The sequence below is a fragment of the Hymenobacter siberiensis genome (assembly GCF_018967845.1).
GTDB lineage: Bacteria > Bacteroidota > Bacteroidia > Cytophagales > Hymenobacteraceae > Hymenobacter > Hymenobacter siberiensis.
Window position 1 is genome coordinate 3,165,590 of record NZ_JAHLZZ010000001.1, and the last position, 13,204, is coordinate 3,178,793.

7 protein-coding genes are annotated in these 13,204 nt (G+C 60.3%); 2 read left to right on the forward strand and 5 right to left on the reverse strand.

Annotation, left to right across the window (positions count from 1 at the left end):
- Complete coding sequence (locus KQ661_RS13780) at nt 1-2,727, reverse strand: DNA gyrase/topoisomerase IV subunit A (RefSeq protein WP_394369647.1); 2,727 nt, start codon at nt 2,725-2,727, stop codon at nt 1-3.
- Nucleotides 2,728-3,425: 698 nt separating this feature from the next.
- Nucleotides 3,426-5,357 carry a DNA topoisomerase IV subunit B gene (locus tag KQ661_RS13785; RefSeq protein ID WP_216688874.1) on the reverse strand — a complete coding sequence of 644 codons (1,932 nt, stop codon included), beginning with the start codon at nt 5,355-5,357 and terminating at the stop codon, nt 3,426-3,428.
- Nucleotides 5,358-5,560: 203 nt separating this feature from the next.
- Here KQ661_RS13785 and KQ661_RS13790 point away from each other — a divergent pair, with 203 nt between their 5' ends.
- Entirely contained in the window at nt 5,561-6,757 is a 1,197-nt protein-coding gene (locus tag KQ661_RS13790) for an AI-2E family transporter (protein WP_216727286.1), read from the forward strand.
- A gap of 193 nt (nt 6,758-6,950) precedes the next feature.
- Complete coding sequence (locus KQ661_RS13795) at nt 6,951-8,432, forward strand: exonuclease domain-containing protein (protein ID WP_216688876.1); 1,482 nt, start codon at nt 6,951-6,953, stop codon at nt 8,430-8,432.
- 325 nt (nt 8,433-8,757) lie between these two features.
- Here KQ661_RS13795 and tnpA read toward each other — a convergent pair whose 3' ends face one another.
- From tnpA to KQ661_RS13810, 3 genes are all read right to left on the reverse strand, one after another.
- Nucleotides 8,758-9,009, reverse strand: coding sequence for an IS200/IS605 family transposase (gene tnpA, locus KQ661_RS13800; RefSeq protein ID WP_216688877.1), 252 nt, complete (start codon nt 9,007-9,009; stop codon nt 8,758-8,760).
- A gap of 182 nt (nt 9,010-9,191) precedes the next feature.
- Nucleotides 9,192-11,105: an acetate--CoA ligase gene (acs, locus tag KQ661_RS13805; RefSeq protein ID WP_216688878.1), complete on the reverse strand. Its 1,914-nt coding sequence runs from the start codon at nt 11,103-11,105 to the stop codon at nt 9,192-9,194.
- An 86-nt stretch (nt 11,106-11,191) separates the two neighbouring features.
- Nucleotides 11,192-13,117 (reverse strand): AMP-binding protein, encoded by a 1,926-nt coding sequence (locus tag KQ661_RS13810; RefSeq protein WP_216727287.1) that lies wholly within the window; start codon nt 13,115-13,117, stop codon nt 11,192-11,194.
- Between the last annotated feature and the right edge of the window lie 87 nt (nt 13,118-13,204).

Here is a 13,204-nt window from a genome sequence, read left to right on the forward strand (position 1 = left end):
TTAAAACAGCCCCAGCTGTGCCTTGGGCCGCTTCAGCAGCTCCTGGGCGCGGGCCACTTCCTCGGCGGTTACGTCGACGGGGCCGGCAGGCTCGGGTTGGGCTTCGGCCCCGGCGGGATTTTCGCCGGGCCGGGGGGCAGCGGCGCGCTTTTTCACTTCGCGGCGTTGCGGCTCGGGGCCTTCGTCGGTGAGCAGCGCGAGGGCGTGGATTTTGTAGTAGTTGAGCTTGTTGCCCATCGCCTTCCAGCCTTTTACGTCGATAAAGTCGTGCAGGACAATATTTTCGGTTTCCTTTTCGGCTTTCTTGTCCTTCTGAATTTTGACTTCCACCAGCGGCTCGGGGTTGGCCGTCACGGCCAGCATTTTCGAGCCTTTGGCTTCGGAAATAAACAGAAAGCGCTTGGCCAGCGTACTAGTTTCAATCCTGAACCGCTTGACGTAGTGCACTTTGCTTTCCCCATCGAGGTACACCGTCGAGAGCACCGTGTCGGGTTCTAGTTTGCGCAGCAGCACCATGTTGGGCACATCGAAATGAATGGCGGGGTCGGGCGCGGTCAGCTCGTAGCTGCCGTCCTTGTGCACTACCAGCAGGGCATTTTCGGTGTCGAAGGTGCCCAGGTAGCGGCCGTGGCCGGCGGTGTTGAGGCGGCCCACCACGCTGTCGAAGAACATTTCGCGGCCGCCCAACGTGGAGTCGCCCAGGGTTTTCTGGGTGATTTTTTTGATGGGCTGCTTGGTCACGATGTTGCCCATCGAGCCCTTGCCCTTGATGCTGAGCTCGGCAAAATCGAAGTCGAACTGCTTCACCCGCGCCGGGGCTTTGTCGGAAAGCAGGATGTTGACAATCTCGGATTCCGAGTTGGGGTTGGCCGTGAGGTAGAGGGTTTTGGTGCCCTTGGTGCCCTTGGTCAGGTCGTAGGTTTTGTCGCGGGTGATGCCCGAAACGAGAAAGCGCTTGGCAAAGCTGATGCCCGACGCGCCGTCGAGGTACACCATGTTGTACACCAGCCGGTCATCGTTCTTGTTGTAGACCCCGACGTGCAGGATATCCTTGCCCACGAAGGTCTTATCACCGATTTTGGTTACCATGAACGTGCCGTCGCGCTTGATGGCGATGATATCGTCCAAATCGGAGCAGTCGCACACAAATTCGTCCTTTTTTAGGCCGTAGCCCACGAAACCGTCTACACGGTTCACGTAAAGCTTCTGGTTGGCGATGGCCACTTTCTGAGCCGTTACCACGTCGAAGGTGCGGAGCTGGGTTTTGCGCTCGCGGCCCGCGCCGTACTTTTTCAGCAGGCCCTCGAAGTAGTTGATGGCGTAACGCGTGAGGTTGGCCAGGTGGTCGGCTACTTCGGCCAGCTCGGCTTCCAGCTTTTGCAGGTATTCGTCGGCCTTGAAGGCGTCGAATTTTGAGATGCGCTTGATGCGGATTTCGGTGAGGCGCGTGAGGTCGTCCTCCTCAATCGGACGGCGGAGCACAATGCGGGTGTCCTCCGCTTTGGCCTTCTCCCCTTCTATGCGCACGAATTTCTTCAGGCCCTTATCAATCGTTTCGAGGATTTCGGCCCAGGTTTCGCACTCCTCAATCTTGCGGTAGATGCGGTTTTCGATGAAGATTTTTTCCAGCGAAGCGTTGTGCCAACGCTCCCATAGCTCATCCTGGCGGATTTCGAGCTCGCGCTCCAGCAGGCGCACGGTGGCCTTGGTGCTCTGGCGCAGTACATCTTCCACGCCCACGAAGCGGGGCTTGTCGTCGATGATGACGCAGGTGTTGGGCGAGATGCTGATTTCGCAATCGGTGAAGGCGTACAGCGCGTCCATGGTAAGATCGGGCGACACGCCAGTAGGCAGCTGCACCTGAATCTCCACGTTGGCCGCCGTGTTGTCGACCACCTTCTTAATCTTGATTTTATTGGCTTCCGAGGCCTTCACGATGCTCTCCATCAGCGCCGTGGTGGTGGAGCCGTAGGGAATGTCGCGGATGATGAGCAGAGTTTTATCGACCTTCTCGATGGTGGCGCGCAGCCGGATTTTGGCCCCGCGCATACCCGAGTTGTAATTGGTCACGTCGCACAGGCCGCCGGTCGAGAAGTCCGGGAACAGCTGCACCTCGCGGCCCCGCAGCACGTCGATGCTGGCCTTGCACAGCTCGCGGAAGTTGTGGGGCATAATCTTGGTGCTCAGGCCCACGGCAATGCCCTCCACGCCCTGCGCGAGCAGCAGCGGGAACTTCACGGGCAGCGTGGTGGGCTCGCGCTTGCGGCCGTCGTAGCTGAGCTGCCACTCGGTGGTATCCGGGTTGAACACCACGTCGATGGCAAACTTCGAGAGCCGAGCCTCAATGTAGCGGGCGGCGGCGGCACCGTCGCCGGTACGCACGTCGCCCCAGTTGCCCTGGGTTTCGATGAGCAGGTCTTTCTGGCCCAGGTTCACGATGGCATCGCCGATGCTGGCGTCGCCATGCGGGTGGTACTGCATAGTCTGCCCGATGACGTTGGCCACTTTGTTGAAGCGGCCGTCGTCCATCTCCTTCATGGCGTGCAGGATGCGGCGCTGCACGGGCTTGAGGCCGTCCTCGATGGCGGGCACGGCCCGCTCCAGAATTACGTAGGAGGCGTAGTCCAGAAACCAGTTCTGGTACATGCCGCGCACGGTGGCCACGTCGTGAATGGTTTCGCCCGGGGCGAATTTGGGCTCCTCCTCGGTTTGCTCCTCTGTGGGGATGGCTACGGCGGCAGTTGGCTCTGGCACGAGGCCACCGAATAAATCGGCGGGCGCGGACGGCGCATCGTCGGCAGTGGTGCCCCCGGCAGCATCCTGCGCGGCGAAGCTGGTGGGCTCTTCGGCATCGGCATCGGCGGCCGGCGAAAAAGCCGACAGGTCAAAATTCACCGAGTCGCCGGGTTGTAAAAAATCCTGGTCGGGAGCGTCGGAGTTGGGAGTATCGAGAGAAGCCACGGGGGGAAGCGAATGAGGTCGGCGTACTGCCGTCAAAAATACCGGAATCAGCGCGGAGCGCAATAAATTACAATTCCGGCCAGAGCCGAAAAGTTCCCAAGATTCTTAGCGAACCAGGGCCACCAGGGATACGCTCCATCGAATAGTAACGCACCCAAAAAGCCAAATTTCGGCTTTTTATCGCCGGAAAGCAAACTAAATAAACTAGCCAACGGCTGTCTTTTCCCCAGGTTGGTGGGTGCCTGCATCGGGGCCGGCTAACACAAAAAGAAAAAAGCCCGAACCAAGGGCTCGGGCTTTTCCGTGGAATGTGTCGACTAGTCTACCCCTAGCCGACAAGGCAAACGTACACACAAAATAATTATTCCCAAACATCAAGTACTCATTCAGGGAAATTTTACTGAGCTAATAGTTGTGCTTATCGAGCGTTTTTCCAGAAATGGGACAGCTAGCGCATTTGGTGTTCAGGCCAAATCAGCTTCGGCAACCTCGGCCACGGGCAGCACATCGGACGTTATCAGGTCTTTTTCTAGGCGCAGGTTTTCGATGATGAATTCCTGGCGGGCGGGCGTGTTCTTGCCCATGTAGTAGGTGAGCACCTGCTGAATGCTGCGGTCGGATTGCAAAATGACGGGCTCCAGCTTGATGTTTTCGCCGATGAACCTGCCAAACTCGTCCGGCGAAATCTCGCCCAGGCCCTTAAAACGGGTGATTTCGGGGTTTTTGCCCAGCTTGCGCATGGCGGCCTGCTTCTCGCTTTCGTTGTAGCAATAGATGGTTTCCTTCTTGTTGCGGACGCGGAAAAGCGGCGTTTCGAGGATGAAAACGTGGCCGTTGCGCACCAAATCGGGGAAGAACTGCAGGAAGAACGTGAGCAGCAGCAGGCGAATGTGCATGCCATCGACGTCGGCATCGGTGGCCACCACCACGCGGTTGTAGCGCAGGTGCTCAATGCCTTCTTCGATGTTGAGCGCGTGCTGGAGCAGGTTCAGCTCCTCGTTCTCGTACACGATTTTCTTTTTCAGCCCGAAGCAGTTCAACGGCTTACCACGCAGGCTGAATACGGCCTCCAGCTCCACGTTGCGGCTCTTGGTGATGCTGCCCGACGCGGAGTCGCCCTCGGTGATAAAGAGCGTGGTCAAAAGCTCTTTTTCGGCCCCATCCTTGGCGTTTTCGCCCAGGTGGAAGCGGCAGTCGCGCAGCTTGCGGTTGTGCAGGTTGGCTTTTTTGGCGCGCTGGTTGGCCAGTTTTTTCACGCCGGCCATGTCCTTGCGCTCCCGCTCGCTCTGCTCGATGCGCTTGCGCAGGGCCTCGGCTACCAACTGATTTTTATGCAGGTAGTTATCGAGGTGCTCCTTAACAAAATCGAGGATGAAGCCGCGCACGGTGGGGCCGTCCTCGCCCATGTTTACACTGCCGAGCTTGGTTTTGGTCTGGGACTCGAACACCGGCTCCTGCACCCGCACCGAAATGGCGGCGATGATGCTGGCCCGGATATCGGCCGCGTCGTAGTCCTTCTTGTAGAACTCGCGCACGGCTTTCACAACGGCCTCGCGGAAGGCAGCTAAGTGCGTGCCGCCCTGCGTGGTATACTGGCCGTTCACGAAGGAATAATACTCCTCACCGTAGTCGTTGCCGTGGGTCATGGCCATCTCAATATCGGGGGCTTTGAGATGAATGATGGGGTAGCGCAGGTGCTCGACGTCGGCCTTGCGGGCCAGCAGGTCGAGCAGGCCGTTTTCGGAGTAATACTTCTGGCCGTTGAAGTTGATGGTAAGGCCCGCGTTCAGGTAAACGTAGTTCCAGATTTGATTTTCGAGGTATTCCGGGATGAAGCGGTAGTTCTTGAAAATCGTGTCATCGGGCTGGAACGTGACGAGCGTACCGTTGCGCTGGCTGGTTTTGGTGGGCTTGGGGTCGCTCACCAGGTTGCCCTGGGCAAACTCGGCGGCCTTGAGGATGCCCTCGCGCACGCTCTGCACCAGGAAGTAGCCGCTGAGGGCGTTCACGGCCTTAGTGCCCACGCCGTTGAGGCCCACCGACTTCTGAAACACCTTGCTGTCGTACTTGCCGCCGGTATTGATTTTGCTCACCACATCGACCACCTTGCCCAGCGGAATGCCCCGACCGTAGTCGCGCACCTGCACCCGGCTGTCGGAAATCTTAATGTCGATGGTGCGGCCGTGGCCCATCACGTATTCATCGATGCAGTTATCAACGACTTCCTTCACCAGCACATAAATGCCGTCGTCGTACGCCGAGCCATCGCCGAGCTTGCCGATGTACATGCCGGGCCGCAGGCGAATGTGCTCGCGCCAGTCCAGCGAGCGAATACTGTCTTCGTTGTAGCCGTGGTCGGCGGCGGCCGGGGCGAGCGGCAATTGTTCGTCGTTCATCTAAAAAAATCCGTAAGGAGGGCAGTTCTGGGGTAAAATAACGCAGAAAACAGCGGCATGGCAAGCCCACTGCTGCCAGTAAGCTTAGCCAGTCCCGCCAAATTATTTAGTTTTCAACAGCACTGCTGCCGTCCCGGTTCACGGGCCGGGGGGCCAGTCGCCCGGTTTTCTGCTTCTCTCCTACTGCTTGTTGCCCAACGAATATGTTTCCCCGCCCCAACCTCATCAACCAGCCGCGCAACCTGCCCACGCCCGCCCAAAACCAGGCACCGGCCGAGGTGAAGCAGTCGCCGGTAATCCATTATACTTTTCTCCTGATTGGGTTGTCGCTGCTGGTGTATGTGCTGCATAAGCTGGATGGCGTGCTGCTGCCCATCCTGTTTGCCGGGCTGCTGGCGGTGCTGCTGCTGCCGCTGGTGCTGCGGCTGGAAAAGCGGAAATTCTCGCGCATCTGGGCCATCATCGCTACGCTGCTGCTGCTGACGGCGGCGCTCACGGGCCTGTTCTATTTGTTTGGCACGCAGCTCATGACGCTGCGCGACGAGCTGCCCAAGCTCCAGGCAAAATCACTGGTGTACTTCGACCAGATTCAGCAATGGGCCAGCGAGAAGTTTGGCTACCACCCCATGAGCAAGGTCGAATTGATTGACTCGTCGATGAAATCGGTGAAGAAATCGGCGGGCGGCTATCTGGGCTCCACGCTTAGCATGACGGCCGCCGTGCTGAGCGTAACCACGCTGATTCCGATTTATATTTTCTGCTTTTTGTATTACCGCGACCACATGCGGCAGTTTATGTTCCGCTTCGTGGCCCCCGACAAGCGCACCACCGTGCTGCATACCATGGACAGCATTCAGACCGTGGTGCAGGCCTATATCCAGGGGCTGCTCACGGTAATTGTGGTGGTATCGGTGCTCAATGCCACCGGGCTGCTGCTGCTGGGGGTGAAATTCGCCATTTTCTTCGCCGTGTTTGCCTCGGTGCTGGCCGTTATTCCCTACATCGGCATCATGGTGGGCTCGGCCATTCCGGCGCTGGTAACGCTGGTCGAAACCGGCTCGCCGGGCAAGGCGGCGGCCGTGGTGGGCGTGTTTATGTTCGTGCAGTTTCTGGAAGGCAACTTCATCACGCCCATGATTACGGGCTCGAAAGTGAGCATTAATCCCATGGCCGCCATCATCGCCCTCATTCTGGGCGGCGAGCTGTGGGGCACGCCGGGCATGATTCTGAGCATTCCGCTGGTAGCGGTGCTCAAAGTGGTGTTCGATGCCAGCAAAGCCACCGAACCCTGGGGCTTTCTGCTCGGCGATGTGACCGATGGCGAGGACACGCAAAACGACACCTCGGACGACAAGCCGGGCTTTTTTGCGAAGGCCTGGCGCATAATAAAGCGGATGTAGTGGTCAGAGGCGCTGTCATCCTGAGCGCGGCGAAAGGCCTGATTACTTATGCACCAACTGTATTATTGCAGACCGTTCTTCGGGAACAAGGTCCTTCGCTGCGCTCAGGATGACAGCGCTGCTACGGCACATGCAACCTTCTACCGGGCTAAACTTGTTAGCTTTCCTTTCTGACCACCTTCCGTGCCGCGCTTTGTACGCCATCATCGACCTTGAAACCACCGGCGGGCAGCCCACCCAGGACCGCATCACCGAAATAGCCATCTACATTCACGACGGGGAGAAGATTGTGGACGAGTACGCTACGCTGCTCAACCCCGGCCGGAGCATTCCGCCGTTCATCACCCAGCTCACGGGCATCACCAACGACATGGTGAGTGACGCGCCCAAGTTCCACGAAGTGGCCCGCAAGGTGGTGGAAATGACCGAAGGCTGCGTGTTCGTGGCCCACAACGTGCGCTTCGACTACTCGTTTCTGAAGAAGGAGTTTGCCGACCTCGGCTACAACTACTCGCGCAAAACGCTGTGCACGGTGCGCCTTTCGCGCAGCCTCATTCCGGGCCAGCCCAGCTACAGCCTGGGCAAGCTGTGCCAGAACATCGGCATCCCGCTCGAAGGGCGGCACCGCGCCGCCGGCGATGCTCACGCCACCGCCCTGCTCTTCGGCAAGCTCCTCAAAATCACCACTGAAACCGAGGACCTCCCCCACGGCACCGACACCAGCCACACCCTGGCCCGCGTAGATGCCCTAGCCCCTTCCGGCCAGGCGGCCAGCACCAAAAAGCCCTCGCCCAAGCGCGTGGCCGCCGTGCAAACGGCCATCCGCGAGGCGCTGATGCCGCCGCTGCTGCCGGCGGCGGTAGTAGCCAGCCTGCCGCAGGCCACGGGCGTGTACTACTTCCACAACGAGGCGGGCGAGGTGATTTACGTGGGTAAGTCCATCAACATCTACAAGCGCATTCAGCAGCATTTTGCCATTGATGTGAAGTCGCGCAAGAGCCTGGAATTCAAGAATTCCATTGCCGACATTACTTGGGAGCTGACCGGCTCGGAGCTGGTAGCGCTGCTGTATGAGTCGCACCTGATTAAGCAGATGAAACCGGCCTACAACCGGGCGCAGCGGCGCTCGGTATTTCCGGCGGGCATCTACCTGCGCACCAACGAGGAAGGCTACAAGGTGCTGGCCTACGGCCGCGCCGATGCCCGCAACGCCGAAATTCCCATTATCGCGCTCGGCAACCAGTACAAGGCGCAGGGATTTCTATACCACAAAGTGGCCAAGTACAACCTTTGCCAGAAGCTGTGCGGCCTGTACAAGACGCCGGGCGCGTGCTTCGACTACCAGGTGCACCGCTGCCTGGGAGCCTGCGTGGGCCAGGAACCCCCGGAGAGCTACAACCTGCGCGTGGACGAGGCCATCGACAGCATCAGCTACGAGCACGAATCGTTCGTAGTCATCGGCCCGGGCCGCACGGAGCTGGAAAAGAGCATCGTGCTGGTGGAAAATGGCCGCTACTGCGGCTTCGGCTACGTAGATGAGACGTTCTCGGCGCGCAAGCTGGCCGATTTCCGGGATGTAATTAAAGTGTATACCGATAACAAGGACGTGCAGCAAATTATCCGGCAGCACCTGCGCACCAAGCGCAAGGGTGAGCGGGTGAAGGTGTTTGGGTGAGCTGAGTTGTTACACGGTAGGATAGGCCAGTGTTATACGAAGCTCCGATTTGCATTCGGCCCCACGCTTTGCCCGGCGCTTTAGCGCCGGGATTGAGGCATTTTCTTTTTACGGGGCTTTAGCCCTTGCTGGATTCCGAGCCAGTTACGTCCGGCGCAATTCCCAGCCCTTTAAAAAGAAGCTCGCATTCTTCAGCAAAGCTCATGGATTGATGGTGCGTTTCCTGGCCGGCAATGTATGTCCGTACCCGCGCCAGCCCGGAAGGGCTGACAGAGCCGGCCCAGTATTCTGACTGCCAGCGAAATGGCCCGGATGCGATAAAGCCCTACTGATTTAGCCAATGGCTGGACTCTCCCTTGAGCAATTGAATGACTTTAGCCAGGGTTTGGTCGGGAGCGAGGGCGAAGAGGATGTGGACGTGGTCGGCGAAGCCATTCACATCGGTAAGGCGAATATTCTGGCGGTTAGCCTGCTCGCGCATATGCTGAAACAAGGCAGTGCGAATGGCAGCAGTAAACCAGGGATGACGCTGATGGGTGGCCCAAACCGCATGAATCCAGATAGCGGTGTAAGGCATAGCAGGCGATGGGTAGGGCTAAAGGCCGAGAAAATATTGCTGGCTAACCCGGCGCTAACCCGGCGCTAAAGCGCCGGGCAAAGGATAGAAGCGGCAAAAAAACGAAATCGCCAGAAACCAACAATCAAAAAAACGAGCCGCCGAAACTGGTTCAGCGGCCCGATTCAAATGTAGTGGAGGATTTATTTCTTCCCCGCCAGAATCTCCTCCACCACCAGCGGGTCGAGCAGCGTGGTTATATCGCCGAGGTTGCTGGTTTCACCTTCGGCCACTTTGCGCAGGATGCGGCGCATAATTTTGCCGGAGCGGGTTTTGGGCAGGCCCGATACGATTTGAATCTTATCGGGCTTGGCAATACGGCCGATTTCGGCCACCACGGCTTCGATGATGCTGGCTTCGGTCATTTGCAGGTCGAGGTCGGTGGTAGGGACGCCGTTTTTACAGATGACGTAGGCATAGATGCCCTGGCCTTTCACGTCGTGCGGGTAGCCCACCACGGCGCTTTCCACTACGTAGTCGCTCTGGTTGATGGCGTTTTCGATTTCGGCGGTGCCAAAGCGGTGGCCCGAAACGTTGATGACGTCATCGACGCGGCCGATGATGCGGTAGAGGCCGTTTTCGTCGCGCCGGGCGCCGTCGCCGGTGAAGTAATAGCCCGGATAGGGCGTGAAATACGTTTGGCGGGCACGCTCGTGGTCGCCCCAGGTGGTGCGGATGACGCCCGGCCAACTGCCTTTGATGGCGAGGTAGCCTTCCTGGTCGTTGCCTTCGATTTCGGTGCCGTCCTGGTTCAGGAGCACGGGCTGCACGCCGGGCAGCGGCAGGCCGGCGCGGGCGGGCACCGAGGGCGTGATGCCGGCCATGGCCGAAATCATGATGCCGCCGGTTTCGGTCTGCCACCAGGTGTCCACGATGGGGCAGCGGCCTTTGCCGACGTGCTGGTGGTACCAGTGCCAGGCCTCTTCGTTGATGGGCTCGCCCACCGAGCCGAGGATGCGCAGGCTGCTGAGCGAGTACGACAGCACGTTATCAATCGGCGTGGCCATGAGGCTGCGGATGGCCGTGGGCGCGGTGTAGAAAATGGTAACGTGGTGCTTATCAATCACCTCCCAGAAGCGGCCCGCCGACGGGAACGTGGGTACGCCCTCAAACAGCAGCGTGGTGCTGCCGGCCAGCAGCGGACCATAGAGGCCATAGGTGTGGCCCGTGACCCAGCCGATGTCGGCCGTGCACCAGTACACGTCGTTTTCCTCCACCTGAAACACGTTGCGGAAGGTGTAATCGGCCCAGACCATGTAGCCGGCCTGGCTGTGCACCACACCCTTGGGCTTGCCGGTGCTGCCGCTGGTGTAGAGGATGAAGAGGGGGTCTTCGGCGGCCATTTCCTCGGCGGGGCAGTCCTTGGACACGTCCTTCACCTCGTCGTGGTACCACACGTCGCGGCCTTCCTTCAGCTGCACGGGCCAGCCGGTGTGCTCTACCACGATAACGCGGCGCACGCTGGGGCAGAACTCCAGGGCCTCATCGACCATGCTCTTGACAGGAATTTGCTTGGGCCCGCGCTCCAGGGCATCGGCGGTGAGGACGAAGCCCGCCTGGGAATCGTTGATGCGGTCGGCGATGGCGGTGGCTGAGAAACCGGCGAAAATGACGCCGTGCACCGCCCCGATGCGGGCGCAGGCCAGCACGGCAATGGCCAAGCTCGGAATCATGGGCATGTAGAGCACCACGCGGTCGCCCTTCTGCACGCCGTTTTTCTTCAATACGTTGGCAAACTGGCACACCTGCCCATGCAGCTCGCGGTAAGTGAGGCGCAGGTGGCGGGTTTTGGGGTCGTTGGGCTCGAAGATGATAGCGAGCTTGTTGGCACGCTGCTCCAGGTGGCGGTCGAGGCAGTTTTCGGTGAGGTTGAGGGTAGCCCCATCAAACCAACGGCTTTCGCCGGCGGGCGAAAACTCGCCGCTACGCACGGTATCCCACTTTTTGCGCCAGGTGAAGGGCTCCGCAGCGGCGGCCCAGAAGGCATCGGGGTCGGCCACGGACTGCTGGTAGTCGGCGTGGTATTCCTCGAGGGTACGGATTCGGATTGCAGACATTTTTTTGAGTTATGGGTTAGGAGTTAAGAGTTATGAGTTGCCAAAGGGCAACAGACTGGGGCTTGCCCTCGGCTTGGCACGGTGCGCTACGCGGAAGCTTTGGCCTCGAAAGCCGCCCCCAGGCCGCGCCGCTGCAGGTCGGCGCGGATTTCGTCCAGAATCAGGGGGTCGTCAATGGTGGCGGGCAGGGTGAAGCCTTCGCCATCGGCGAGCTGGCGCATGGTTTTGCGGAGGATTTTGCCGGAGCGGGTTTTGGGCAGGCGCTTCACCACCAGCGCGGCGCGGAAGCAGGCCAGCGCCCCGATTTGGGCGCGCACGTTGGCCACCAATTCTTTTTCGAGCTGCTCCTCTCCTATCGTCTGGCCGTCTTTCAGCACTACCAGGCCCACGGGCACCTGGCCACGCAGCTGGTCGGCGATGCCCAATACGGCGCATTCGGCCACGGCCGGATGGGCGGCCAGGATTTCCTCAATCTCGCCGGTGCTGAGGCGGTGGCCGGCCACGTTGATAACGTCATCGACGCGGCCCATGATGTAGGTGTAGCCATCGTCGTCGCGGTAGCCACCGTCGCCGCTGAGGTAGTAGCCGGGGTAGGCACTGAGGTAGGCTTCGCGGAAGCGGGCATCGTCGTTCCAGAGCGTGGGGAAGCAGCCGGGGGGCAGCGGCAGCTTCACGGCCACCAGGCCGGTGGTGCCGGCGGGCACGGACTGACCGGCCTCGTCCAGAATATGCACATCATAGCCGGGCACGGGATGGCCGGCGCTACCGGCGCGGGGGGCGGGCATTTCTTCCAGCCCGGCCAGGGTGGCCAGCATGGGCCAGCCGCTTTCGGTTTGCCACCAATGGTCGACTACCGGCACGTCCAGCAGGTGGCTGGCCCAGGCGTAGGTGGCGGGATCGCAGCGCTCGCCGGCCAGGAACAGGTGGCGCAGGCTGCTCAGGTCGTACTTTTTGGCCAGCAGCCCCTCCGGGTCTTCCTTCTTGATGGCCCGGATGGCGGTGGGCGCCGTGAACATCGCGTTGACGCGGTATTGCGCTACGATGCGCCAGAAGGTGCCGGCATCGGGCGTGCGTACGGGCTTGCCTTCGAAGAGCACGGTGGTACAGCCCCGCAGCAGCGGCCCGTACACGATGTAGGAATGCCCCACGGCCCAGCCAATATCAGAAGCGGAGAAGATGACCTCGCCGGGCGCGAGGTCATACACGGTTTTCATACTGAAGAACAGGGCCACGGCGTGGCCGCCGTGGTCGCGCACCACGCCCTTGGGCCGACCGGTAGTGCCGCTGGTATACAAGATGTAGAGCGGGTGCGTGGCGGGCACGGACACGGCGGGAACGGGGGCGGCGCGCAGTAATTCCTGGTAGTCGATGTCGCGGCCGGGCTGCATTTCGGCGGTCCCGAAATCGCGCTGACACACCACGACATGGTCTGGCTGGAAGGTGGCTTTGGCCAGGGCTTCCTCCACCAGCGGCTTGTAGGGAATCACGCGGTCGAACTCCATGCCGCCCGAGGCGCAGATGATAACGCGGGGCCGGGCATCATCGATTCGGACTGCCAGCTCGTGCGGCGCGAACCCTCCAAACACCACCGAATGCACGGCCCCAAGGCGGGCGCAGGCCAGCATGGCCACCACGGCCTCGGGCATATTGGGCATGTAGATGAGGACGCGGTCGCCCATTTCCACGCCCAGCGCGCGCAGGCCGCCGGCCAGGCGGGCCGTAAGGTCCAGCAGCTCGGCGTAGGTGTAGGTACGCTGGGTATGGGTCACGGGCGAGTCGAAAATCAGGGCCGGCTGGTCGGCGCGGCCCTGCTCCACCTGCCAGTCGAGGCAGAGAAAGCTGGTATTCAACTCGCCGCCTTTGAACCAGCGGTAGAAGCCGTTGGCATCCTGGCTGAGAGGCTCGGTGGGCTTTTTATCCCAGTGCAGGTGGGCGGCATGGGCAGTCCAGAACCCGGCCGGGTCGGCCAGACTGGCTGCGTGGGTGGCGGCGTAAGAGCAGGCTGGTTTCATAGCGGGTGGGATTTGGGAGTGGTGGGATGTGGGCCATGATTTAGCTTGGGCGGCGGTGAACGGATTCAGCACGCGAGCACAAGCTAA

Coding starts and splice junctions, on each gene's coding strand:
- KQ661_RS13785 (WP_216688874.1), bottom strand. CDS start 5,357: ATGAACGACGAACAATTGCCGCTCGCCCCGGCCGCCGCCGACCACGGC.
- KQ661_RS13790 (WP_216727286.1), top strand. CDS start 5,561: ATGTTTCCCCGCCCCAACCTCATCAACCAGCCGCGCAACCTGCCCACG.
- tnpA (WP_216688877.1), bottom strand. CDS start 9,009: ATGCCTTACACCGCTATCTGGATTCATGCGGTTTGGGCCACCCATCAG.
- acs (WP_216688878.1), bottom strand. CDS start 11,105: ATGTCTGCAATCCGAATCCGTACCCTCGAGGAATACCACGCCGACTAC.
- KQ661_RS13810 (WP_216727287.1), bottom strand. CDS start 13,117: ATGAAACCAGCCTGCTCTTACGCCGCCACCCACGCAGCCAGTCTGGCC.